Source organism: Pseudomonas sp. LTR0, assembly GCF_036630035.1.
In the GTDB taxonomy this organism is placed as follows: Bacteria; Pseudomonadota; Gammaproteobacteria; order Pseudomonadales; family Pseudomonadaceae; genus Aquipseudomonas; species Aquipseudomonas putida_Y.
The window spans coordinates 4121923-4146261 of the sequence record NZ_CP123734.1; the positions used below are offsets into that span (position 1 = coordinate 4121923).

The following is a 24339-nucleotide window of genomic DNA, read 5'->3' on the forward strand; positions in this document are numbered from 1 at the left end:
GCTCCATGGAACCGGCAACGGAAAAGACGGCCTACTATGCGTGATCAATTGCCTCCACGTCGAATCAGCATGAAGCATTTCCTTCCAAGCACCGCACTGGCTGTGATGATCGGCCTGGGCAGCCTCACGCTCGGCGGCAATGCAGTGGCCGCCAACAAGTGGGACAGCCTGCAGCCGGACCGCGACGAGATCGTCGCCAGCCTCAATGTGGTGGAGCTGCTCAAGCGCCACCACTACAGCAAGCCCCCCCTGGACGATGCCCGTTCGGTCATTATCTACGACAGCTACATCAAGCTGCTGGACCCGGCGCGCAGCTACTTCACCGCTGCCGACATTGCCGAATTCGATAAATGGAAAACGCAATTCGACGATTTTCTCAAGAGCGGCAACCTGGACCCGGGCTTCACCATCTACAAACGCTACCTCGACCGCGTCAAGCAACGCCTGGACTTCGCCCTGGCCGAGCTGAACAAGGGCGTGGACAAGATGGACTTCACCACCAAGGAAACCTTGCTGATCGACCGCAAGGACGCACCGTGGATGAAGAACCAGGCCGAGCTCGACGACTTGTGGCGCAAACGCGTTAAAGACGAAGTGCTGCGCCAGAAGATCGCCGGCAAGGAACCCAAGCAGATCCAGGAAACCCTGATCAAGCGCTACAAGAACCAGCTCGCGCGTCTGGACCAGACTCGTGCCGAGGACATCTTCCAGGCCTACATCAACACCTTCGCCCAGTCCTACGACCCACACACCAATTACCTGTCGCCGGACAACGCCGAGAACTTCGACATCAACATGAGCCTGTCGCTCGAAGGCATCGGTGCGGTGCTGCAAAGCGACAACGACCAGGTCAAGATCGTGCGCCTGGTGCCGGCCGGCCCGGCAGCCAAGACCAAGCAGGTGGCCCCGGCCGACAAGATCATCGGCGTGGCCCAGGGCAACAAGGAAATGGTCGACGTGGTGGGCTGGCGCCTGGACGAAGTGGTCAAGCTGATCCGCGGCCCGAAAGGCTCGGTGGTGCGCCTGGAAATCATCCCGGCCAGCAATGCGCCTAGCGACCAGACCAGCAAGATTGTGTCGATCACCCGTGAAGCGGTAAAGCTTGAAGAGCAGGCGGCGAAGAAGTCGGTGCTCAAGCTCAAGCAGGACGGGCGTGACTACAAGCTGGGCATCATCGAGATCCCGGCCTTCTACCTGGACTTCAAGGCCTACCGCGCTGGCGACCCGGAGTACAAGAGCACCACGCGTGACGTGAAGAAGCTGCTCACCGAACTGCAAAAAGAAAAAGTCGACGGCGTGGTCATCGACCTGCGCAACAACGGCGGTGGCTCGCTGCAGGAAGCCACCGAGCTGACCAGCCTGTTCATCGAAAAAGGCCCGACCGTGCTGGTGCGCAACAGCGACGGCCGCGTCGACGTGCTGGAAGACGAAAACCCGGGGGCCTTCTACAAGGGCCCGCTGGCACTGCTGGTCAACCGCCTGTCGGCCTCGGCATCGGAGATCTTCGCCGGTGCCATGCAGGACTACCACCGCGCGCTGATCATCGGTGGCCAGACCTTCGGCAAAGGCACCGTGCAGACCATCCAGCCGCTCAACCATGGCGAGCTGAAGCTGACCCTGGCCAAGTTTTACCGGGTTTCCGGGCAGAGCACCCAGCATCAGGGGGTACTGCCGGACATCGACTACCCATCGATCATCGACACCAAGGAAATCGGCGAGAGCGCCCTGCCAGAGGCCATGCCGTGGGACACCATCCGCCCGGTGGTCAAGCCTGCCGCCGATCCGTTCAGGCCGTTCCTGGCCCAGCTCAAAGCGCAGCATGAGGCACGTAGCGTCAAGGATGCCGAGTTCACCTACATACGCGACCGCCTGGCCCTGACCCAGAAGCTGATGAACGAGAAAACCGTCAGCCTCAACGAGCAGGAACGCCGTGCACGCCACGACAGCATCGAGACCAAGCAACTGGCGCTGGAAAACATCCGCCGCAAGGCCAAGGGTGAAGAACCGCTGAAAGAGCTGAAGAAAGAGGACGAAGACGCTCTGCCGGTCGAGGATGAAAACACCAAACCGGAAGACGACGCTTACCTCGCCGAGACCGGTCGCATCCTGATCGACTACCTCAGTGCCAGCACCAAGGTGGCCAAGAAGTAAGGCACGTCAGCAATGATGGCAGAATAATGCGACCTGTCATCAAACAGTCATCGTGCTGTCGTGAAATATGGGGGCCGGGCATGCAGATGCCCGGCCCTTTCATTTTCAGGAATACGTCATGACCGTTGCCGAACAGCTCAGTGCCTTGAGTGCCATCCTGGCTCAACGCAGTATTCACAGTCTGTTCCAGCCAATCGTGTGCCTGAGTGAACATAGGGTGTTCGGCCATGAGGCGCTGAGCCGTGGCCCGTCCAACAGCCCACTGCATGCGCCGCTCAACCTGTTTACCATCGCCCGCCAGGCCGGCCGCCTGACCGAGCTGGAAGCCGCTTGCCGAGAAAGCGCCTGCCGACGCTTCAGTGAGCAGCAACTGCAGGGCAAACTGTTTCTCAACATTTCGCCCGAGTCGCTGCTGGAGCCGCACTACCCCTCCGGCCTGACCCTGAAACTGCTCGAACAGGTTGGCCTGCCGCCAAGCCGGGTGGTGATCGAGTTGACCGAGCACACACCCACCGACGACTTCCAGCTGCTGTCCAATGCCCTGCACCACTATCGCGACATGGGCTTCTCGATTGCCATCGACGACTTGGGCGCGGGATATTCCAGCCTGCGCCTGTGGTCGGAGCTGCGCCCCGAATACGTGAAGATCGACCGGCACTTCATTGACGGCATCCACCGTGACCCGCTCAAGCGCGAGTTTGTTGGCTCCATTCTGCAGATCGCCCGGGCGTCGAAGGCACAAGTGATTGCCGAGGGCATCGAGCTGGCGGAAGAGCTGGCAGTGCTGGTGGAGATGGGCGTGGACCTGGTGCAGGGCTACTTGCTAGGGCGGCCACAGGAGCTGGGGGTACGCGACAACGGGCTTTTACCAGCACTGACGCAGGTGCCACTGGCCGAACAACCGACAGTGCGCTTGAATGCCACGATCGGGCAGCTGCTGGAGCTGTTTGGCCGGCACCAGCACCTGGAGGCATTGGAAGTGGTGGATGCCGATGGCAGAGTGTGCGGGTTGATTCACAGAGATGCGCTGCCTGTGCCGGCCTATCCGCGGGCCAACCCGCTCCTGCAGGGTCACCACCTGTAGCGAATAGACTGGAACGGGAGCGACTCAGGCTGTTTCGGGATAGCTGTACTCGAACACCCGAACCACCTCAGAGGCATGCCACGAGGCGGCCTCCAGGCCATCGACCGGCCCGGTAAACCGCCCCAGGCGCTCGACACACTCAAAGAACCCAGTACGCGGCAAACGGCTGGCGCCTTGGCTGATCACCAGCGAACTGCGCAATGGCTGCTCGGCACGGGCATCCAGCACCGCCAGGTATTCCAGCGCGGCAGTCAGCGTTTGCATGGCCGGGCTGGGCAACTGCAAGCGCTCGATCAGTGCTCGGTAGGTCAGCAAGTGACGTTGACGACGGGCCAGGTCAAGCTCACCCAGCAGGTTATCCCAGTGCTGACGGCTGATCCTGACCTGGCTCATGATGGCTCGCTCCAGCCAGCCACCCCCAGATGCCAGGCCAAGGCGCGGCGGATGGCAGCATCTGGCTGGCGCTCACCCGATTCGATCATGGCCAGATACGCCGGGCTCACCCCGACGTTGCGCGCCAGTTGCTCAGGGGCAATGCCCTTGGCCTGGCGAATATGGGCGACTTCGCTGAAGGCTGGCAGAGGTGCACTGGCAACAACGCCCTGCGCCTCACTGGAAACTGCGTCGGCAGGTGCCTGCCCTGCAGCCCTGAGCAACGCCTGATATTGCTCCCAGGGAACGACGGCGTACTCGGGTTGACCGTCCCGGCTGATGACCTGAATACCCATTACAAACCCCTTTAAAAAGGATTACAGCATGTAATCCGTAGGCATAACCCTTATGCCAATTATATTACCAACTCTGAGGTCTGTGCAGTTGAGGTGAGATTCAGGCCAGTTTCATCAGCTGTTGCGCTCCAGCCGCAGCGCTTCCGGGGTAGCCGGCAGGCGCTCGACCACGCGTAGCCGCTCGGGTGCCTGGCTATCGCGCCAGGCCTTGAAGCGCGCCAATTCGTCGGCCACGGTTTTCAGCACCCAGCCCAGCACCGCGATGTCATCAAGGAAACCTACCCCCAGCAACCAGTCCGGGATGGCATCGATAGGGCTGACGAAATACAGCAGGCCAGCCACGACAGTGACCAGTGCCTTGGGGCTGATGGCGCGGTACTCCCCCCTCCACCAGGCCAGGCATAGCGACTGCAGCAGCTTCACGTCTTCGCGCAGTTGGCCGAGGCGCGGGCCTTTGCGCGCTACCGCGAACAGCAAGGCCGGCAACCGACCGCGGCTGAGCAGGCGCTCGGCCAATGGCAGGAAACGGGCAAAATTCCAGGGTGCGCTCATGGAGCCTCCAAGAGGAAAAGGTTATCCACATTTATTGTGGATAACCTTGTGAACAGGGCGAGGTTTCCGACCCCAGGTGCCTGCCAGGCAAGGGGCCCAGTCAGATCGGGCGTTTTTTACACAGTCGTTTCACGCCATGGCTACCTGCGCCGCAAACGATTTGCGTCAGAAACATCCTACTTCTTCACGCTGCATTTCTTCGGACAGTATCAGCTGTTGCTGGTTCGTCCAATCGGCACAAACGAAAACGCCCCATCAATGTGGGGCGTTTTCGACAACCAGCCAATGTTACTTGGCAGGTGCTTCTTCAGGGGCTTCGGCTTGCGGCTCGGCGCCTTGCAACTGGGCCGGGTCCTTGATGGCGATCAGTTCCAGATCGAACACCAGTACCGAGTTGGCCGGGATCAGCGGGCTTGGGCTTTGTGCGCCATAGGCCAGTTCAGCCGGGATGAACAACTTGTACTTTTCGCCGACGTGCATCAGCTGCAAACCTTCGACCCAACCTGGGATCACACCGCTGACCGGCAGGTCGATCGGGCTGCCACGTTCGACGGAGCTGTCGAATACCTTGCCGTCGATCAGCTTGCCTTCGTAGTGGACAGTGACCACGTCAGTCGGCTTGGGCTGCGGGCCGTCGGCCTTCTTGACCACTTCGTACTGCAGGCCCGAGGCAGTGGTGACCACGCCTGGCTTCTTGGCGTTTTCTTCGAGGAACTTCTTGCCGGCGGAGGCGGCTTCTTCGCTGGCCTTGGCCAGGCGCTCCTCGGCGCGTTTCTGCAATGCGGTGAAGGCCTCTACCAGCTCTTCGTCCTTGATGCGTTGTTCTTTCTTGCTAACGGCGTCTTCGATGCCGAGGGCGACTGCTTTCGAATCAAGGTCTTCCATGCCTTCCTGAGCCAGGCTCTTGCCCATGTTCAGGCCGATACCGTAGGAGGCTTTCTGCGCCGGAGTCTTCAGCTCGGGGCTGCTGGCTTGTTGATCGCAGCCAGCCAGTACCAGGCCTACCAGGGCAACCGCAGCCGCCAAACGATGCTGTTTCATGCTATTTCCTTGTTCATGCGCCATAAGGGCAATCAGGGTAAAGCCGCGAGCTTAGCAGGCGGCCATGACCAATGGCTACCGGCATAGGAGCGGGTTTTCGTAAGGAAGTTCAGTCGTTAAAAGCTTCTTCATCGAAGCGTTGCAGCCATTGGCCAGTATTGACCCTTTGTGCCGGGCTCGCCGGTTTTTTGTGGCCTTTTATTTCTGCAGGTTCTGAGGTCGGAAACATCAGGGCAGGCAGCCCCCAAAAACCTCAAGGATACCGACCCTCTCGATATTCCCCCGCCACCTCCCGCAGCACCTCGCCCACCCACTGCCCCGGCAAACTCAACGGCAAGGCGGCATTGCGGCAAATCCCCACCGACCCTCCCGGCTCGCGCACACCCAGGTCAAGCTCGACCAGTTCGCCACGGCGCAGGTCGAGCAGCACGGCATCACGCGGCGCCACCCACAGGCCATCGCTGCCCAGCAGGTAGCGCCGGCTCAGGGCCAGCGACAGGGTTTCCAGCCGCTGCGCCGGCATCTGGATGCCGCATTGCACAAACAGGCTGTCGGCGTGCTGGCGGATGGTGGTGCCGACGGGTGGCAGCACCAGCGGGTAACGCCCCACCTGCCCCCGCTCCACGGGCGTGCAGGCCAGCAGCGGGTGACCCGGGCGCACCACCAGGCTCATCGACTCGCTGTACAGGTGCTCGAAGGACAACCCCTGGATTTGCGGACTGTCGGTCATGCGCCCCACCACCAGTTCCAGCTCCCCCAGGTGAAGCTGGCCAAGCAACTGCGCGCTGACCCCGGTGACCACGCTGATCACCAGCGCTTCATGGCGCTGATGCAGGCGGCACAGCACCTCGGGCATGAGCAGGCCTTCGACCGTGGACAGCACACCAATGCGCACCTGCGACGGCGCCCGCGCTTCACCGCGCAGGCTGCTGACGCCATCGCGCAGCGCCTGCACGCTGGGCCCGGCGTAACGCATGAAGCGGGTGCCGGCCGGGGTCAGCTCGACACCCTGGCGGCTGCGCTCGAACAGGCGCGCCTCGAGCAGGTCCTCAAGCTCCTTGAGGGTCTTGGAAATCGCCGGCTGGCTGATCGACAGGCTATCGGCCGCCCTGGCCAGGCTGCCCTGCCGGGCAATCTCCAGGAAGCACAGCAGGTGGCGGTATTTGATGCGGGTGTCGAGGTTCATGGCAGCAAGCTTACCGCATCGCTACCTGCGGCGTATCCAGGTCTGCCGCCCCGTGCTCCCCGTTGCAGCCCAAACTCCAGGACCGGATCGTTATCCATCGACCACCAACACCTATCATTTTTGCCAGTACCCGCAGCTATCCGGATCGCATTAAATGAGATCGCAAAAACCACTCCCCCAGTGACAGGTCATATCATGCATCCAAATATGGTTTTTTTTGCCCAGACTCAACACAACCCCCGTGATTACCAAGGCGAGCGTCAGGAACTCAAGGCGCCCATTGACGTAACCTATGCCGACAAAGGGCACCTTCACATCGGCGAGCCTATCGCGGATCCTAGAAACGCGGTTTCGCAAATCCTGGCAAGCAACTACTATCCCGAGCGATTTTACTTGAGAGGCGTCCACAACGGCACGAAACCTTTCATTGCGCGCACCTTGAAAGATGGCGAGCTGGATACGTCTTTCAACAAAACAGGTCTTGTCTATCTGACTGACCTGAGCACAGTTTTTGATTATCATAGTTTCTCTCATATGGCCGAGGATGCGGAGGGTCACATCCTGCTCACTATGAATGATCTAACCCAAGGCTTCACACACCTGTGGAAGCTTAAGCCAAACGGAAAGCCAGATACTGATTTCGGCAGCAACAACGGCTACATCATCCTAAATAATTTTTTCAATTTTAAAGATATCACGCTCTACCAATTCACCACTTACAAGAACGACTATATCTTCTCAGGCTCCCTTGAAAACGCTCCCATCCTTTTCGTGCTCACCCATGAAGGTGTCCCACGCCAGAGCTTTGGTAAGCTAGGCATCCTCAAGATGCAAGATCTTATTCCGGACCTCCGTTATGTCATTGGGGCGCCTAAGATGCTGGAGGTTGGTGAGAAGGTGCGCATCATCATCTACACGCGCTATTTCAACGATTCGTCGAGCATAAACGGAATCGCAGCACTGACATTGTCCGGAGCGCTCGACCAGCGCTTCGCTGACAACGGGGTCTATTGGTCAAAGCCTGGCATTATCATTTATGATTTCACGCTAAATAACGCCAGTCAGCGCATCACCGTCCACGGCCAAGTGTGGTCCGAAGGGACCAGTACTCCCATGATCTATCGGCTAGACTACACAGGAAAACCTGCTAAAGAATTCAACGAGGGTCGTGTCGTATTATTCCCCATTGAGGGTGCCTGGGACTATATGACAGAGGCCGATGGAAAACTGGTAGGTTATGGTTCATTTCTCGATCGCGGCATGGCGGTGCGTTACCGTCTGGACGGCCAACTTGATACTACATTCGTGCCGCCGAATGGTTACGGTGTTTTTACGGCAATCGGGTCGCAACCAGGATTCTATGGTAACAGCCATTCCGCGACGGTAATGCCAGAAAGCCAACGCCTACTCGTAGCGGGGCGGGAAATACAGACGGGTTCCACCCCTTGTGTCATTGCCGTCTCATTGAAGCAATAAAAATGAGACTAACTGGCACTTCACCAGAGACTGCATGAAAGTCTTGAGACGAAGTTCAGGCAATGCGAAAACAGCCAAGGAAGCGGAGTTTACGGGCTGTAAACCGACATCCCGAGGCTGTTTTCAACGCAGCATCAACGCGTATCAAGACTTAAGTGCTCGACAGGATATCGGCCGCCCCGGCCAGGCTGCCCTGCATGTCCAGATCGTTGACGCACCTGTCACTTCTGCCAGTAGCCGATCCTACCGAAACATCGCTCAATAGGCGTTCAGCGGTTTTATTGTGAATGGAGCTCAACGCCATGATCCGCGTCAAGAATCACTTCCCTTCAATCCATTCAGCGCACCCGTATCGCAAGGCTGTTCAGCAGCAACCCAAGGCCCCCATCGATACCCGCTATGGCGACAACGGCCATGGCCACTTCACCAAAAGCGACCCGGGCACCTTAGGGGCAGCGACCAGCGTGCTGAGGAGCAAAGTGCGGCCGGGCCGTTTCTACGTGACTGGCCAGAAAGCCGATCCCGATGGGCTACACAGTGTTTTCATTGCCTGCCTGGACGCAAGTGGAAAGCTTGACATCACGTTCAATGGCAGCGGCATGGTCGACTTCAACACGTTGTCCACGGGTTTCTATCTGGACGCCAATGCGGTAGCGGAAGACATGTCGGGCAATCTGCTGGTGACTGTGGCGCCTCATGAGCAATCAACCACTCACTTGTGGAAGCTGACAGCCCAAGGCGAAGCCGATCCGAGCTTTGGTCAAGGGAAGGGCTATATCGACAGTCGCGCTTTGTTCGGTGTGGATCTGCTGCTGGAGAGGCTGGCCTGCCACCAGGAAGGGGTGGTGGCGACTGCGGTCAGATACGAAGCGGGGGGCTCAAAGCAGTGGTTGTCGCCCTGGACGCTCACGGTGGAAAGGACCACGGTTTCGGTGAAGATGGGCTGCTGGCCTTGAGCACTCTAATTCCCGAAAGTTCATCGCACGCGCTTGACGGCATTGCCGTTATATCCCCAGCCGCCGGCGTGCAGCGCATCGTGATATCGACTACGTTGCGACGCGGTCCGGACTGGTATGGAGTAACCAGTGGCCTGTCGCTGGCGGGGGTACTTGATGACGCATTCGGCGAGGGGGGTCACCACTGGTCAGACGCGTGGATTCTCAATAACGGCTTTTCCATAGAGGACAGCAGCAAACGCATCACGTTATACGGCCAGCACTACTCGGAAGACGACGATAGCGGCAAACCGACCCTCTACCGGTTGGATTATGAAGGTAGGCCTGCTCTTGAGTTCAATCAGGGCCAGGTAGTGCGTTTTCACATCGACGGCGGGTGGAGCCATATTGAAGAAGCCGAGGGTGGCCTGATCGGTTACGGTGGTTTCTATGCCTTCAACATGGCGGTGCGCTACCACTCAAGCGGTCAACTTGACACTCGCTTTGCCCCCCCATATGGCTACGGTCAGTTTGGAGCGTTTTCGGGGGAATTTGGCTTCATCACTCACACCGACTCGATGGTAATCGATACCGACAACCAGCGCATGCTCGTGAGCGGGCAAGACGTACAGCAGGGCTACCGACTCCCCTGCCTGCTCGCCCTCTCTCTGAGACCGGTCCAGTAGTACGCCACGGCAGAAGCGGGCAGGCTTAAAGCATTGCCGCCTGCGGCGTATCCGGGTCGCGTTGCTGGCGTCGGAACTGGCCAGGTGGCAGGCCGTGGATCTGGCGGAAACGTCGAGAGAAGTAGGCTTCGTCCGCAAAGCCACAAAGCCGCGCCACCTCGCCCACTGGGCGGCTGCCGTTGAGCAGGTAGTTGCGTGCGGCGTGCATGCGCCGCTCCAGCACCAGCTCGCTGAAGGTCTTGCCGATTTCCTTGCGCAGCCAGTGGGTCAGGTAGGTCGGCGACAGGTAGGTGGCGGCAGCGACTTTCTGCAGGTTCAGGTCGGGGTCGTCGATATGCCGGCGCAGGTAGTCGCTCATGCGGCCCAGCGCAGCACGGCGGCTGAGCTGGGCAGCGTTGCTGTCGGCCAGTTCGCGCAGCGGCTCGGCATACAGGCCACAGACCTGGCCGATCAGCTGCAGCAACAGGCCTTTGAGGATTTCGCGGGTGCCGAAACGGCGGTTGGCATCCAGCGCACGCATGCGCTCGAGGGTTTGCCGTACCTCGGCAAAGTCCGGCTCACTCAGGTAGAAGTCGAGATGCTCCTGAAAGCGGAACGGCGACAGCTCCGGCGCCTGCAGGATCGACACTTCCTCCAGGTCCATCGGGTCGCAGGCCAGGTGCGGCAGCAGGAACGTCTGGGAGAAATTGATCACCACGAAGTCGCTGTCCTCCGGATGCGGGATCACATGCACCCGGTGCGGCAGGATGAAGGCCAGGGTGTTGCGTCTGAATGGGCGTTGCACGCTGCCGATGTGTTGCACCGTGTCGCCGCCGAGATTGACCTGGATCTGGAAGTACTCATGACGATGCGGCGCGGTCTCGGCGGGACGCCCGCGCTGGTCGCGGATGTAGAAATCCATCAGCTCGCTGCGCTGCTGCATGACATAGGTCGGAACCTCGCGCTTGGGGGGCATGGGCAATCTCCGGGATACAGGCGCTTTAAGTTGTACGACGTCCAAACTCTGCAATTTAACCCCTTATGCAAAAACCTGCGCAACCGCAAATCCACGCAGCCCTCTGAGAATGCGCTATTCAACCAATATTTCAGGCGAAACCCCGGCTGAGAAATTTCTTGGACAGCACAGCACTGCCCCGCCTCCAATGAAAAAAACGGTCTAAATACCCCGTTGCATTCACCGCGTTGTACGACCACCTTAGAAAAGGGACTGCAGCCCAACCTCTACCAACAACAACAAACGAGGTCGACTCATGTCGAGCACGCCTACCCCCCGCGCCGCGTCGTCGTACACGCTGGACGCGGCCCCTGCCCAGCGCCTGCCTACCCGCCGCCGCTGGTTCATGCTGTCGCTGCTGCTGGTGGCGACCATCATCAACTACGTCGACCGGGTGAACATTTCCATCGCCGCGCCGTTCATGGCCAAAGACCTGGGCCTGGACAAGGTCGAGATGGGCCTGATTTTCTCCGCCTTCGCCTGGACCTACGCGTTGGCCCTGGTACCGGCTGGCTTCATTGCTGACCGCTTCGGCTCGCGCCTGACCTATGGCGTGTCGCTGATCAGCTGGTCGGCGGTCACCGTGGCCCAGGGCCTGGCCAGTGGCTTCGCCTCGCTGTTCGGCCTGCGCCTGGCGGTCGGCGCCATGGAGGCCCCGGCCTTCCCGGCCAACAGCCGTGCGGTTACGGTATGGTTCCCCGCTCGCGAGCGCGGCATGGCCAGCAGCATCTACGTATGTGGCCAGTACCTGGGCACCGCGCTGTTCACCGGCGCGCTCCTGTGGCTGGCGACCACCTATGACTGGCGCCACGTGTTCTACAGCACCGGCCTGGTGGGCATCCTGTTCGGCGTCGTGTGGCTGGTGCTGTACCGCGACCCGCTGAACTGCAAGAAGGTCAGCAAGGAGGAACTGGCCTATATCGAGCACGGTGGTGGCCTGGTGAAGAGCAGCCAGCAACGTACCCGCTTCGACTGGCGCCAGGTTGCCGAACTGTTCCGCTATCGCCAGATCTGGGCGATCTGCCTGGGCAAGTTCGCCAGCACTTCGGCGCTGTACTTCTTCCTCACCTGGTTCCCCACCTACCTGATCGAAGAACGCCAGCTGACGCTGATCAAGGTCGGCATCTTCGCGGTCATGCCGTTCATTGGTGCCACGGTCGGCATCCTCCTGGCGGGCATCGTCTCCGACCTGCTGATCCGCAAGGGTTACTCGCTGTCGTTTGCCCGCAAGCTGCCGCTGGTGGTGGGCTCGATGCTGGGGATGTCGATCGTGCTGGTGAACTTCACCGACTCCAATGTGCTGTGCATCGCCGTGCTGACCCTGGCGTTCTTCGCCCAGGGCATCGCCTCATCGTCGTGGGCTGCCGTCTCGGAAGTGGCGCCAAAGGAGCTGATCGGCCTGACCGGCGGCATTACCAGCCTGGCGGCGAACATCGGCGGCATCGTCACACCGATCGTGATCGGCGCGATCGTGCACGCCAGTGGCTCGTTCGCCATGGCGTTCTGGTTCATCGGTGGTGTGGCGTTGATGGGCACACTGTCTTACTCGCTGCTGCTTGGGAAGCTGTATCGCATCGAGCTGAAGGCTGCGGGCTGAGCCAAGGCGTGTATTGACGGTACCGGCCTCTTCGCGGCTAAAGCCGCTCCTACGGGGGGACGGTATTGCCCCTGGGTTTGACGCTATCCCTGTAGGAGCGGCTTTAGCCGCGAAAGGGCCGGTCCAGGTGCCTTGGATAGTCCAACCCAACCCCGCTTTCGTCCAACTTTGCCGGCCAGCCGCTGGATACGCTGTCCACTCCAGTACGGAGGATCCACCCATGACCTACCTGTTCAACCCGCCGGCCATCGTCAGCCTGCCGATCCGCGGCAGCGATGCGCGCTTCCCGGTCGGCCGGGTGTTCTGCCTCGGCCGCAACTACCCGTGGCCGGAATCCTACGGCGCGGCGCCGCAGGAGCCTGTGTTTTTCATGAAACCGGCAAGCAACGTGGTCGAGGCACTGGGCGAACTGCCCTTCCCGCCGCAGACCGACGAGTTCTGCCATGAAATCGAGCTGGTCGCGGCCATCGCCAAAGGCGGCGCCAACATCGCCCGCGAGCATGCCCTGGAGCACGTGTTCGGCTTTGCCGCCGGTCTAGACATGACCCGTCGCGATCACCAGCGCAAGGCCAAGGCCGAGGGCCTGCCGTGGGAAGGCGCCAAGGTGTTCGAGGCTTCGGCACCGATGACCGCCATCGTCCCTGCCAGCGAATGCGACTGGCCGCTGGATACGTCGCTGTGGCTGCAGGTCAATGGCGAGGAGCGCCAGCGTGCCCACCTGAGCCAGCAGACCTGGGCATTGGCCGAAGTGATCAGCCGGCTGTCACGCCAGCTGCCGCTGCACCCGGGCGACCTGATCATGACCGGCAGCCCGCCTGGTGTGGCACCGCTGAACCCGGGCGACACGATACACGCCGGGATCGACGGCATTGGCGAGCTGCACCTGCGTGTCGGCCCCCGCCCTGCCGGGCAAACAGCCAACGCAGCCTGAACCTGACGGAGACCCGACATGACCCAGAACAAGAAAATCGCCCTGGTCACCGGTGCCGGTAGCGGCATCGGCCGCGCCGTCGCCCTTGCCCTGCTGGATGACGGCTTCAGCCTGGTGCTCGCCGGGCGCCGCGCCGAACCCCTGCAAGCCGTGGTTGCACAGGCGCTGGCAGCAGGCGGTGAGGCACTGGCCGTGCCCACCGATGTACGCGACGAGCAAAGCGTCGCGCAGCTGTTCGCCACCATCGAAGAAGTGCACGGCCGGCTCGATGTGATCTTCAACAATGCCGGCATCAACGCGCCCGCCGTGCCGGTGGACGAGCTGCCGTTGGAGAACTGGCGCAACGTCATGGCCACCAACGTCGATGGTGTGTTCCTGTGCGCCCGCGCCGCCTTCGGCCTGATGCGCCGCCAGCAGCCGCAAGGCGGGCGAATCATCAATAACGGCTCGATCTCGGCGCACACCCCACGCCCGTTCACCGCACCTTACACCGCCAGCAAGCATGCGGTGCTGGGCCTGACCAAGGCGCTGGCGCTGGATGGTCGGCCTTACCACATCGTGTGCAGCCAGTTGGACATCGGCAACGCCCTGACCGAGTTGTCCGAGCGCATGACCCGTGGGGTGCGCCAGGCCAATGGCGAGATCGCCGCCGAACCGATGCTCGACGTGCGCCATGTGGCCGATGCGGTGCGCTACATCGCAGCGCTGCCGCTCGACGCCAACGTACTGAACATGACCGTGATGGCCAGCAACATGCCGTTCGTTGGCCGTGGCTGATCCCTGTTTATGATGGAGTGACCGATGAAACCAGAAGTCCTGCAACTGAGCCCTATCCTGATCCCGCAGATCCGTGAGCGCCTGGAACAGCTGTTCACCGTACACCGTTACTACGAACAGGCCGACAAGGATGCCTACGTCAGCCAGTATGCAAGCAACATTCGGGGCGTGATTACCGGCGGCCACACCGGCATCAGCCAGGCGCTGATGGCGCGCCTGCCCAACCTCGAAGTGATCGCCGTCAATGGCGTCGGCACCGACGCGGTAGACTTGGCCTATGCCCGCGATCGCGGCATCCAGGTGACGGCGACCCTCGGTGCGCTCACCGAGGACGTCGCCGATCTTGCCATCGGCCTGCTGATCGGCTTGTGCCGGGGTATCTGCACCGGTGACCGCTTCGTTCGCGCCGGCCGTTGGGCCACCAGCACCACGCCGCTGGCACCGCTGCCACTGGCCCGGCAGGTGTCGGGCATGCGCGTGGGCATCGTCGGCATGGGCCGGGTCGGGCGGGCGGTAGCACAGCGGGCGACAGCCTTCGGTTGCCCGATCCGCTACACCGATCTACAGGCGCTGGATGTGCCCTACGGGTTCGAGGCAGATCTGCTGCAGTTGGCCAAGGACAGCGATGCGCTGATCCTCGCGGCGGCGGCTGACAAGGGCGAGGCGCTGATCAATCGCGACGTGCTGCGGGCGTTGGGCGCCGAGGGGTATCTGATCAATATCGCACGCGGCAAGCTGGTGGATGAACCCGCGTTGGTCGCGGCGTTGCAGGCCGGCGAGATCGCTGGCGCGGCGCTGGATGTGTTTGCCGATGAACCGCGAGCGCCCGAGGCGTTGTTCGAGCGCGAAGATGTAGTCCTGCAACCGCATCGCGCCAGTGCCACGGTACAGACACGCACGCGCATGGGCGAGATGGTGGTGGCCAGCCTGGTGGATGTATTTGCCGGACGCAAACCGCAGGGGTTGGTTATCTAGTCGGCTTGTGCTGGCCTCTTCGCGGGAAGGCCCGTTCCCACAGGTGCAGCGCCGTATTTGAAGGCGGTGCAGATTCCGTAGGCGCGAGCTTGCCCGCGAAGAGGCCGGCACAGGCAGCAAAGGGGTATCAGGTCACCGCCAGCTCCACCGCCTCCCCCTTCAACCGCACCGGCCACACCCGCAACCTCTGCCCGGCATCCTCCAGGCACTCCCCACTCAGCAGGCTGAAGTGCTGCTTGTAGAGCGGCGCTGCCACCACCAACTCACCTTGCACACTGCCCACCAGCCCGCGGCCGATGATGTTGGCGCCGGAGCGTGGGTCGCGGTTGTCCACTGCATACAGCGGCTGGGCCTGCCCCGGCAGGTAGAACAACGCCACCTGGGCCCCATCGAACCAAACCACGACGCCGGAGTCGGCCACCAGGTCTTGTGCCTGGCACACCGTCTGCCAGTTTTCTTGCGTGTTCACAGCAGTATTGGCCAGGTTCATCAGACAGCCTCCTCGACGGTTGGGATCAGGTGCAGCGGTGCTGCGGGCCGGCGTTGTTCGCGTTCGCGCACGAAGTGCACGTCCGGGTCGGCGCGTCGGTCGTTGACGAAGGTGCGGAAGCGCTTGAGCTTCTCCGGGTCGTTGAGGGCATTGGCCCACTCACATTCATACTGGTCGACCACATGCTGCATCTGCGCTTCCAGCTCGCTGGCCAGGCCCAGGCTGTCGTCGATGATCACCTGCTTCAGGTAGTCCAGCCCGCCTTCCAGGTTTTCACGCCACACCGAGGTGCGCTGCAGCTTGTCGGCCGTGCGGATGTAGAACATCAGCACGCGGTCGATCAGGCGTACCAGGGTTTCGTCGTCCAGGTCGGTGGCGAACAGCTCGGCATGCCGCGGGCGCATGCCGCCGTTGCCGCACACGTACAGGTTCCAGCCCTTGTCGGTGGCGATAACGCCGATGTCCTTGCTCTGCGCCTCGGCGCATTCACGGGTGCAACCCGATACCGCGAACTTGAGCTTGTGGGGGCTGCGCAGGCCCTTGTAGCGGTCTTCCAGGCGCAGGGCCATGGCGACACTGTCCTGCACGCCGTAACGGCACCAGGTACTACCCACGCAAGACTTCACCGTGCGGGTCGACTTGCCGTAGGCGTGGCCGGTTTCGAAACCGGCCTCGATCAGTTCGCCCCAGATCAGCGGCAGCTCGTGCAACTGGGCGCCGAACAGGTCGATGCGCTGGCCACCGGTGATCTTGGTGTACAGGTCGTATTTCTTGGCCACCTGGCCGATGACGATGAGCTTGTCGGGGGTTATTTCACCACCGGGAATGCGCGGCACCACCGAATAGGTGCCGTTTTTCTGCATGTTGGCCATGAAGGTGTCGTTGGTGTCCTGCAGCGGTACCAGCGCCGGGTCCATGATCGGCTGGTTCCAGCACGAGGCAAGGATGTTGCCCACCGCCGGCTTGCAGATGTCACACCCCAGATAGCCCTTGCCATGGCGCTCGAGCAGTTCGCTGAAGGTGCGGATACCCTCCACCCGCACCAACCCGTACAGCTCCTGCCGGGTGTAGGCAAAGTGCTCGCACAGGCTCTTGTCCACCGCCACGCCGCGGGCCGTCAGTTCGTGCTCGAAGACTTGCTTGAGCAGGGCCGCGCAACCGCCGCAGCCGGTCGCGGCCTTGGTGCAGCCCTTGACCGCAGCCAAGTCGCTACAGCCACTGTCGATCGCGGCGCACACCGCCCCCTTGCTGACGTTGTGGCAGGAGCAGATGGTCGCGCTGTCGGGCAGCGCATCGGCGCCCAAGGCCGGCGCACCACCGCCTTGCGGCAGGATCAGCGCTGCCGGGTCGGCCGGCAGGGCGATGCCGTTCTGGGCGTACTGCAACAGGGTGTCGTAATAGCTGTTGTCGCCGACCAGCACTGCGCCGAGCACGTGCTTGCCGCTGGCATCCACCACCAAACGGCGGTAAGCGCTGTTGGCTTCATCGATGAAGCGAAAGCTGCGCGCGCCCGGCGTGGCACCGTGGGCATCGCCGATCGAACCGACATCCACCCCCAGCAGCTTGAGCTTGGTCGACATGTCGGCGCCGGTGAACGCCACCGCCGCCTCGCCCATCAGCAGCCCAGCCAGGTTGCGCGCCATGCTGTAGCCTGGGGCGACCAGGCCGAACACACTGCCGTTCCACGAGGCGCACTCGCCGATGGCGAAGATGCGTGGGTCGCTGCTGCGGCAGTGGTTATCGATAACCACGCCACCGCGCGCGGCGATGTCCAGGCCGCAACCCCGGCCCAGTGCATCCTGTGGGCGGATACCGGCGGAGAACACGATCAGGTCGGTTTCCAGGTGCTCACCGCCGTCGAAGTTCATGCGGTAGCGGTAGGTTTCACCGGCACTGACCGACTGGGTGGCGCGCGCCAGGTGCACCCCCACACCCAGCGCTTCGATCTGCGCCTTCAACGCGGCACCGCCCTCGCCGTCCAGCTGTACCGGCATCAGCCGTGGGGCGAATTCCACCACGTGGGCTTCCAGCCCCAGCGACTTGAGGGCGTTGGCCGCTTCCAGGCCAAGCAGGCCACCGCCGACCACCACCCCTCGGCGGGCACCGGCTGCGGCAGCACGAATGCCATCGAGGTCGTCCAGGGTGCGGTAGACCAGGCGGGCATTGCCGCTGGAGCCTTCGATTGGCGGCACAAAGGGATAGGAGCCGGTAGCCAGCACCAGTTGGTCGTAGCCGTAACGACCTTCGGCAGTGACGACTTCGCGGCGCTCGCGGTCGATCTCCAGAACGGCCTCACCCAGGTGCAGGTGCACGCCATTGGCGTCGTAGAAATCGTGCTCACACAGGGCCAGGGTTTCGGCACAGCTGCCGCCGAAGTATTCGGACAGGTGCACGCGGTCATACGCGCGTTGGCGCTCTTCGCCAAATACCCGCACCTCGAAGCGCTGCAGGGCGCCGCGACTGACCAGTTGTTCGACGCAATGGTGGCCGACCATGCCGTTGCCGACGATGACCAGTCGCTCTCGTTGCCCGCTGCTCGCTGTTGCCTTCATAAGCCGATCCTCGATCAAAAAAAAAAGCGCCTGGAGCCGAAGCTCCAGGCGCCTTTGCCTGTATTCATCACGGTAGGGGGCCCGGGTTGATCGCCGTTGATCAGTGGGCTTTGTTGTATCCGAGGTTAAGCAGGGAGTGTGCCAATTGGGCTGCGTGGGATGCCTGGGTTGCCTGTGCCGGCCTCTTCGCGGGTAAACCCGCTCCTACACTTGCGCTGGGCCCGCCCAGCCAATGCACATTCAAAGTGCACAGCACCCCATCTTGGAGCACTTCAGTACACATCGCGCCGATAACGCCTGGCCTTGCTCAAGCCTTCGACATAAGCCGCCGCCGCCGCCGCATCCATCCGGCCATGCTCGGCGACGATTACCCGCAACGCCGTATCTACATCCCTGGCCATGCGCTGGGCATCGCCACAGACATAGAAATACGCCCCCGCCTGCAGCCACTGCCACAGCTGCGCACCCTGCTCGAGCATGCGCTGCTGCACATAGATCTTCTCGACCTGGTCCCGCGAGAACGCCGTGTCCAGCCGCAGGTGCCCCGCCGCCTGCCAGGCCTGCAACTGCTCCTGGTAATAGAAGTCGGTCGCTGCGTACTGCTCACCGAAGAACAGCCAGTTGTCACCTCTTGCCCCCCGTGCCTCTCGCTCCTCGAGGAACGCACGAAACGGTGCAATGCCAGTACCAGGGCCCACCATGATCACCGGCACGCTGTCGTCCTCGGGCAAGCGGAAGTGCTTCGACACCTGCGGGAAGATCGCCACTTTCTGCACCTGCGCACGGTCGGCAAGGTAGCTTGAGCACACGCCTTTACGTTCGCCATAACGCACCGTCGACACCGTCAGATGCACCTGGCCTGGGTGCGCCAGTGGGCTGGAGCTGATCGAATAGAGCCGCGGCTGCAATGGTTTGAGCAGTTCCAGCCAGCTAGCCAGCGGCAACTGCTGGGGGAAGGCGCGCAGCACATCGACCAGCTGCCGGCCCCACAGCCAATCTTGCAGCTCGGCCTTGCATTCGGGCTGCAGCAAACGCTGCAGGTCAGGCGCATTGCTGGCAAATGCCTGCAGTTGCTGCGCAGTGACCTTGGCAATTTCCAGATGTGCTTGCAGGGCTTCGCCCAATGGCATGGCGCAATGACCTTTAAGCTCGACCATCGCCTGGCCATCGAGCTGCATCAGCGTCAGCAGTTCCTCTACCAGGGCCGGGCAGTTGCGCGGCCATACGCCCAGGGCATCGCCGGCAGCGTAACTGAAGCCGCTTCCGCCCAAGTCGAAGACCAACTGACGGGTTTCCTTGCTGGCGCCGGGGCCATTGAGCAGGCGGTTTTCCAGCACAGTGGCCATCCAGGGTTGCTGCTTGCTATAGACCGCCAAGGGTGCAGGTTCACTCGCCGGTGGTGGTGCCGCAGCACTGCCCAGTGCAGGCAATAGCGCTTCGAGCCAGCCGGCAAAGGCTTCGTCGAAGTCTGGCTCGCAGTCCACCCGTTGCAGTAGGCGCCGCGCTCCCAGCTCGGCCAGGCGCTGGTCGAGCTTGCGGCCAAAACCGCAGAACTGGTCGTAACTGGAGTCGCCCAGGGCCAGTACGGCATAGGACAGCCCGGCGCAGTGAGCGCCCTCCTCACCCTGCAAGGCCTGCCAGAATGCCGCGCCGCTGTCGGGCGCGTCGCCATCGCCAAAGGTGCTGGCGATCAACACCACACTGGCAGCGCCCTGCAGCTGGCTTGGACTGACCACCTCCAGGCAACTGAGTTGCACGTTCAGACCAGCATCGCGCAGGCGCGCGGCACAGCGTTCGGCCAGTTGCTCACCAGTGCCGGTCTGCGAGGCCCACAGCACCTGATGCCATGGCGCGGCCTGTGCTGCGATGGGTGCAGTTGCAGGATGGGCGAACAGCCCGGCCAGCAAGCCGTCGACAAACAAACGACGGCTGGCAGCCAGCGGCGCACTGGCCGGCAGGCGGGGTACGCCCTCGGCGCGGGCCTGGTCCAGGCCCAGCAGGAAACCTTGCAGGTAATGACGCTCTTCTTCGGCCAGCACCGGAACCGGCTGGGTGTGCAGGCCAAGCAGACGGGACAGGGTGGCGGTCGGCATGCGGACAGGCTCTACAGTGGCAGTGTTCAGATTAAGGGCGTCGATGCGCTCGCCTGCGACCCGCTCCAGGGCTACGGCGCAGTGTTTGAAGGCAGGCTGCAGCGACAGCGGGTCGACCGCATCGCAGGTCGCGGCATTGATCGCCAATTGCTCGCCGATCAGGTCATTCCAGTGAAACGGCGCAAAGCAGTTGCCCGGCATGACCCGGTCACTGATGCGCGCCGGCAACACGGCGTGCCCCCGGCGTGAGCGAACGGCTACCTGGTCCTTTTCAGCGACACCCAGCCGGGCAGCATCCTCGGGATGAATCTCAAGGTAGGGGCCGGGCTCCAGCTTGTTCAGTGCCGGCACCTTGCCGGTCTTGGTCAACGTGTGCCATTGGTGCTGCACACGGCCAGTGTTCAGCACCATGGGGTAGTCATCGTCCGGCAATTCCGCTGCCGGTAACCAGGGCCGCGCAAAGAAGCGCGCCTTGCCACTGGCGGTGGGGAAAGCCAGTGCCGGCCGCCCACCTTGGGCATCGAGCAGGAGCGCCTGGCTGCTGCCGTCGTTGAGGTAGCGCAGCGGGCTGCGCTGCTGTTGGCTGCCCGGCGCACAGGGCCACTGGCGCGGCTGCGTACGCAATTCGGCATAGCCGATACCGCGCAGGTCATAACCGGTCACAGGGTTGTGGAAGCGGCGTATTTCCTCATACACCGCTTCGGCATTGGGGTAGTCGAAGGCGTCCGCATAGCCCATGGCACACGCCACGCGGGCAATGATCTGCCAGTCCGGCAAACTTTGCCCGGGCGGCTCGACAGCGCGTGGCATAAGGGTCATGTTGCGCTCGCTGTTGATCATCACACCCTCGCCTTCGGCCCACAGCGCGGCCGGCAGCAGGATGTCGGCGTAGCGATTGGTTTCGGTGTCGAGGAAGGCGTCCTGGGTAATGACCAGTTCGGCCTTGCGCAGGCCGTCGATCACTTGCTGGCGGTTGGCGACACTGGCCACCGGGTTGCTGCAGATGACCCAGCAGGCTTTCACTTCACCGGTTTTCATCTGCCCGAACAGCGCCACCGTACCCTCGCCGCCCTCGCTGCGCAGGCTGCCGGGTGGAAGTTGCCATTGTCGTTCGACGAATGCGCGGTCATCTTCCACCAACGCTGAGCGCTGGCCTGGCAAGCCAGGGCCCATGTAGCCCATGTCGCGGCCGCCCATGGCATTGGGCTGGCCGGTCAGCGAGAACGGGCCGCTACCGGGGCGGCAGATAGCCCCCGTGGCCAAGTGCAGGTTACAGATGGCGTTGCTGTGCCAGGTGCCGTGAATGCTCTGGTTCAAGCCCATGGTCCAACAGCTCATCCAGTTGCTGGCGCTACCGATCCATTCGGCGGCCTTGATGATATCGGCCTCGGCCAGCCCGGTGATGGCGGCTACGCGCTCGGGGGTGTAGTCGTCGAGGAAGGCCAGCAGTTCGTCCCAGCCTTCGGTGTAGCGGGCAATGAAGTCGGGGTTGGTGTGGCCGTTGCGATGCAGCAGGTGCAAGAGGCCGTTGAGCAAGGCCATGTCGCTGCCGGGACGCACCTGCAGAAACAGGTCGGCCTTGTCGGCCGTGGCGCTGCGCCGCGGGTCGACGACGATCATCCTGGCGCCGGCCTTGACCCGGTCAAGCAGGCGCAGGAACAGGATCGGGTGGCAGTCGGCCATATTGGCGCCGATCACCAGAAATACCTCGGCGTGCTCGAAGTCCTGGTAACTGCCAGGTGGGCCATCGGCGCCAAGCGACAGCTTGTAGCCACTGCTGGCGCTGGCCATGCACAGGCGCGAGTTGGACTCGATGTGGCGCGTACGGATAAAGCCCTTGGCCAGCTTGTTGGCCAGGTATTGGGCCTCCAGCGACATTTGCCCGGACACGTACAGCGCCATGGCATCCGGGCCGTGCTGGTCGATGATGCCGCGCAGACGCTCGGCGGTGGCAGCGATGGCCTGGTCCATGCTGGTGCGCACTGGCGGCTGGCTGCGTTGCTGGCGCACGTAGGCATCGGCCATGCGCCCGCTGGCACTCAGTGGCAGGTGTGCGGTGAGGCCTTTGGTGCATAGGCGGCCAAAGTTGCTCGGGTGCAGCTTGTCGCCGCTGATCTTGCCGACCTTGCCATCGGCAACGCTCATGACGATGCCGCAGCCCACGCCGCAGTAGGGGCAGACGCTGCGTACTTCGCTGTTGGCCATGGGCGGGCTCCTGTGAAAACGCAAAAAGGCGCCGGCTGCCCCGGCATGCTGATGCACGCGGGGCAACACGGCGCCTTTGTCGTGAAGTGGTGAGGGCTGTCGACGTTGATAGCCCGGGATGAGGGTAAATCAGCAATTTATGGGCCAGCTATACCAGCCATTTCGCGGGCATGCCCGCTCCCACAGGGATATCGCAAGGCCTGAGGGCGGCGCCGTACCTATGGAAGCAGGCACGCCCGCGAAGAGGCCTGCACAGGCTACGCACCATGCGGTGGCAAGCCGGTACCCGCTGGCGCTATGCTGGGGCAATTTCCAGCATGAGCAACTACCCTCCCCCCATGTCCCAGGTGATCCTCAAGACCCCCACCCAGCTCGACCTGATGCGCCGCGCCGGCCAGCTACTGACCCAGGTGTTCGCCGAACTCGACAGCTTCATCCGCCCCGGTGTGACCACGATGCAGATCAACGACCGCGCCGAGGCGTTCATCGTCGATACGCTCAAGGCACGGCCTGCAAGCAAAGGCCAGTACGGTTTCCCTTACTCGCTCAATACGTCGGTGGACCACGTGGTATGCCACGGCATCCCCAAGGTCGATGAGGTACTCAAGGAAGGCTCGATCATCAACGTCGACATCACTCTGGAACAGGGCGGCTACATTGCCGATTCGTCGAAGATGTATGGCATCGGCAAGATCAGCGATGAAGCCCGGCGCCTGGTCGACACCACCTATGACGCGTTGTGGAAAGGCATCGAGCAGGTGCGCCCTGGGGCAACGCTGGGCGATATCGGCCATGCCGTACAGGCACATGCCGAGGCGGCGGGTTACAGCGTGGTGCGCGAGTATTGCGGGCACGGTATTGGCCAGCAGATGCATGAAGCGCCAGAGGTGCTGCACATTGGCCAACGTGGCATGGGCATGAAACTGAAACCGGGCATGGTGTTTACCATCGAGCCGATGATCAACCAGGGTGGGCGTGGGACGCGCACGCTGAAGGATGGCTGGACGGTGATTACCCGTGACCACAGCCTGTCGGCGCAGTGGGAGCATACCGTGGCGGTGACTGAGGGTGGGTATGAGGTGCTGACATTGCGGGAGGAGGAACGTCGTGGCTGAAGCTGCGGCAAACGCTTGCAGGTATGAGTACAAAATTCAGGCACAAAAAAAAGCGACCCTAGGGTCGCTTTCTTTTTTACTTCCGGGTGTTCAGTAGGCCCTGGAAGTGGAATATGGCGCAGCGGACGGGACTCGAACCCGCGACCCCCGGCGTGACAGGCCGGTATTCTAACCGACTGAACTACCGCTGCGCTATACATCGAGTGGTGGGTGATGACGGGATCGAACCGCCGACCCTCTGCTTGTAAGGCAGATGCTCTCCCGGCTGAGCTAATCACCCATGTCTCTCGGTGTGGCGCGCATTCTACGGGCGACTTGGCGCTCTGGCAAGCACTTATCGAAGTTTTTTCACACTTCGGTCAAACACCAAAAATCAGGCACAAAAAAAGCGACCCTAAGGTCGCTTTCTTTGTTACTTCCGGGTGTTCAGTGGGCCCTGGAAGTGGAATATGGCGCAGCGGACGGGACTCGAACCCGCGACCCCCGGCGTGACAGGCCGGTATTCTAACCGACTGAACTACCGCTGCGCTATACATCGAGTGGTGGGTGATGACGGGATCGAACCGCCGACCCTCTGCTTGTAAGGCAGATGCTCTCCCGGCTGAGCTAATCACCCTTCGTCTCGGTGTGGCGCGCATTCTACGGAGCGTCCCGCACCCTGGCAAGCACTTTTTAAACTTTTTGCAAAAAAAACCTCAGGCCTTTCAAAGACCTAGCGTTGTCGGCCGATTCTTTCATGCATAAGCCACTGCTGGCCCTCTGACAGGGCTG

At 62.1% G+C, this 24339-nt stretch carries 19 protein-coding genes and 4 tRNA genes; 10 read left to right on the forward strand and 13 right to left on the reverse strand.

What is annotated here, in order from left to right:
• Positions 1–69: 69 nt before the first annotated feature.
• Positions 70–2151, forward strand: a complete 2082-nt coding sequence (locus QCL51_RS18895) for a carboxy terminal-processing peptidase (protein WP_172402795.1) — start codon at positions 70–72, stop codon at positions 2149–2151.
• A 118-nt stretch (positions 2152–2269) separates the two neighbouring features.
• On the forward strand, positions 2270–3235 hold the full coding sequence (locus QCL51_RS18900; protein ID WP_021782485.1) for an EAL domain-containing protein: 966 nt from the start codon (positions 2270–2272) through the stop codon (positions 3233–3235).
• 24 nt (positions 3236–3259) lie between these two features.
• Here QCL51_RS18900 and QCL51_RS18905 read toward each other — a convergent pair whose 3' ends face one another.
• From QCL51_RS18905 to pcaQ, 5 genes are all read right to left on the reverse strand, one after another.
• Entirely contained in the window at positions 3260–3628 is a 369-nt protein-coding gene (locus QCL51_RS18905) for a hypothetical protein (protein ID WP_028698000.1), read from the reverse strand.
• Positions 3625–3963: a helix-turn-helix domain-containing protein gene (locus QCL51_RS18910; RefSeq protein WP_021782487.1), complete on the reverse strand. Its 339-nt coding sequence runs from the start codon at positions 3961–3963 to the stop codon at positions 3625–3627. The genes QCL51_RS18905 and QCL51_RS18910 overlap by 4 nt, the downstream gene beginning before the upstream one ends.
• A 114-nt stretch (positions 3964–4077) precedes the next feature.
• The gene (locus QCL51_RS18915; RefSeq protein WP_021782488.1) at positions 4078–4515 is read right to left on the reverse strand and encodes a DUF1232 domain-containing protein; all 438 of its coding nucleotides are present in this window, start codon (positions 4513–4515) and stop codon (positions 4078–4080) included.
• A gap of 288 nt (positions 4516–4803) precedes the next feature.
• Positions 4804–5556, reverse strand: a complete 753-nt coding sequence (locus tag QCL51_RS18920; protein ID WP_010952765.1) for an FKBP-type peptidyl-prolyl cis-trans isomerase — start codon at positions 5554–5556, stop codon at positions 4804–4806.
• Between the two features lie 253 nt (positions 5557–5809).
• Complete coding sequence (gene pcaQ, locus QCL51_RS18925) at positions 5810–6742, reverse strand: pca operon transcription factor PcaQ (protein WP_021782489.1); 933 nt, start codon at positions 6740–6742, stop codon at positions 5810–5812.
• Between pcaQ and QCL51_RS18930 the strand changes: the two genes are divergently transcribed.
• The 3 genes from QCL51_RS18930 to QCL51_RS18940 all read left to right on the forward strand — a co-directional run bounded on the left by QCL51_RS18930 (position 6710) and on the right by QCL51_RS18940 (position 9839).
• Positions 6710–8218 (forward strand): hypothetical protein, encoded by a 1509-nt coding sequence (locus QCL51_RS18930; RefSeq protein ID WP_223271096.1) that lies wholly within the window; start codon positions 6710–6712, stop codon positions 8216–8218. The genes pcaQ and QCL51_RS18930 overlap by 33 nt on opposite strands.
• Before the next feature lie 302 nt (positions 8219–8520).
• Complete coding sequence (locus QCL51_RS18935) at positions 8521–9174, forward strand: hypothetical protein (RefSeq protein WP_021782492.1); 654 nt, start codon at positions 8521–8523, stop codon at positions 9172–9174.
• Complete coding sequence (locus QCL51_RS18940; RefSeq protein ID WP_021782493.1) at positions 9171–9839, forward strand: hypothetical protein; 669 nt, start codon at positions 9171–9173, stop codon at positions 9837–9839. Before QCL51_RS18935 ends, QCL51_RS18940 begins: the two co-directional genes overlap by 4 nt.
• Positions 9840–9864: 25 nt before the next feature.
• On the opposite strand, the gene QCL51_RS18945 is transcribed toward QCL51_RS18940, so the two are convergent.
• Positions 9865–10794: an AraC family transcriptional regulator gene (locus QCL51_RS18945; protein WP_012053423.1), complete on the reverse strand. Its 930-nt coding sequence runs from the start codon at positions 10792–10794 to the stop codon at positions 9865–9867.
• 295 nt (positions 10795–11089) lie between these two features.
• On the opposite strand from QCL51_RS18945, the gene QCL51_RS18950 reads away from it, so the two are divergent.
• The 4 genes from QCL51_RS18950 to QCL51_RS18965 all read left to right on the forward strand — a co-directional run bounded on the left by QCL51_RS18950 (position 11090) and on the right by QCL51_RS18965 (position 15113).
• Complete coding sequence (locus QCL51_RS18950; RefSeq protein WP_021782494.1) at positions 11090–12430, forward strand: MFS transporter; 1341 nt, start codon at positions 11090–11092, stop codon at positions 12428–12430.
• A 220-nt stretch (positions 12431–12650) separates the two neighbouring features.
• Positions 12651–13361: a fumarylacetoacetate hydrolase family protein gene (locus QCL51_RS18955; protein WP_012053425.1), complete on the forward strand. Its 711-nt coding sequence runs from the start codon at positions 12651–12653 to the stop codon at positions 13359–13361.
• Positions 13362–13379: 18 nt separating this feature from the next.
• Positions 13380–14138 carry an SDR family oxidoreductase gene (locus QCL51_RS18960; protein ID WP_021782496.1) on the forward strand — a complete coding sequence of 253 codons (759 nt, stop codon included), beginning with the start codon at positions 13380–13382 and terminating at the stop codon, positions 14136–14138.
• 24 nt (positions 14139–14162) lie between these two features.
• Entirely contained in the window at positions 14163–15113 is a 951-nt protein-coding gene (locus QCL51_RS18965; protein ID WP_012053427.1) for a 2-hydroxyacid dehydrogenase, read from the forward strand.
• Between the two features lie 127 nt (positions 15114–15240).
• Here the strand turns inward: QCL51_RS18965 and nirD are convergent, their stop codons facing one another.
• The 3 genes from nirD to QCL51_RS18980 form a co-directional block, all read right to left on the reverse strand.
• Positions 15241–15603 (reverse strand): nitrite reductase small subunit NirD, encoded by a 363-nt coding sequence (nirD, locus tag QCL51_RS18970; RefSeq protein WP_021782497.1) that lies wholly within the window; start codon positions 15601–15603, stop codon positions 15241–15243.
• A complete protein-coding gene (gene nirB / locus QCL51_RS18975) occupies positions 15603–18155 on the reverse strand; it encodes a nitrite reductase large subunit NirB (protein ID WP_274101321.1) in 2553 nt (850 codons plus the stop codon). The genes nirD and nirB overlap by 1 nt, the downstream gene beginning before the upstream one ends.
• Before the next feature lie 272 nt (positions 18156–18427).
• On the reverse strand, positions 18428–22453 hold the full coding sequence (locus tag QCL51_RS18980) for a bifunctional nitrate reductase/sulfite reductase flavoprotein subunit alpha (RefSeq protein WP_338444019.1): 4026 nt from the start codon (positions 22451–22453) through the stop codon (positions 18428–18430).
• Positions 22454–22719: 266 nt separating this feature from the next.
• On the opposite strand from QCL51_RS18980, the gene map reads away from it, so the two are divergent.
• Complete coding sequence (gene map, locus QCL51_RS18985) at positions 22720–23568, forward strand: type I methionyl aminopeptidase (RefSeq protein WP_021782500.1); 849 nt, start codon at positions 22720–22722, stop codon at positions 23566–23568.
• Between the two features lie 114 nt (positions 23569–23682).
• Here map and QCL51_RS18990 read toward each other — a convergent pair.
• The 4 genes from QCL51_RS18990 to QCL51_RS19005 all read right to left on the reverse strand — a co-directional run bounded on the left by QCL51_RS18990 (position 23683) and on the right by QCL51_RS19005 (position 24184).
• Positions 23683–23759, reverse strand: a tRNA-Asp gene (locus QCL51_RS18990).
• A 13-nt stretch (positions 23760–23772) separates the two neighbouring features.
• Positions 23773–23848, reverse strand: a tRNA-Val gene (locus tag QCL51_RS18995).
• Positions 23849–24018: 170 nt separating this feature from the next.
• Positions 24019–24095, reverse strand: a tRNA-Asp gene (locus tag QCL51_RS19000).
• 13 nt (positions 24096–24108) lie between these two features.
• A tRNA-Val gene (locus QCL51_RS19005) sits at positions 24109–24184 on the reverse strand.
• Between the last annotated feature and the right edge of the window lie 155 nt (positions 24185–24339).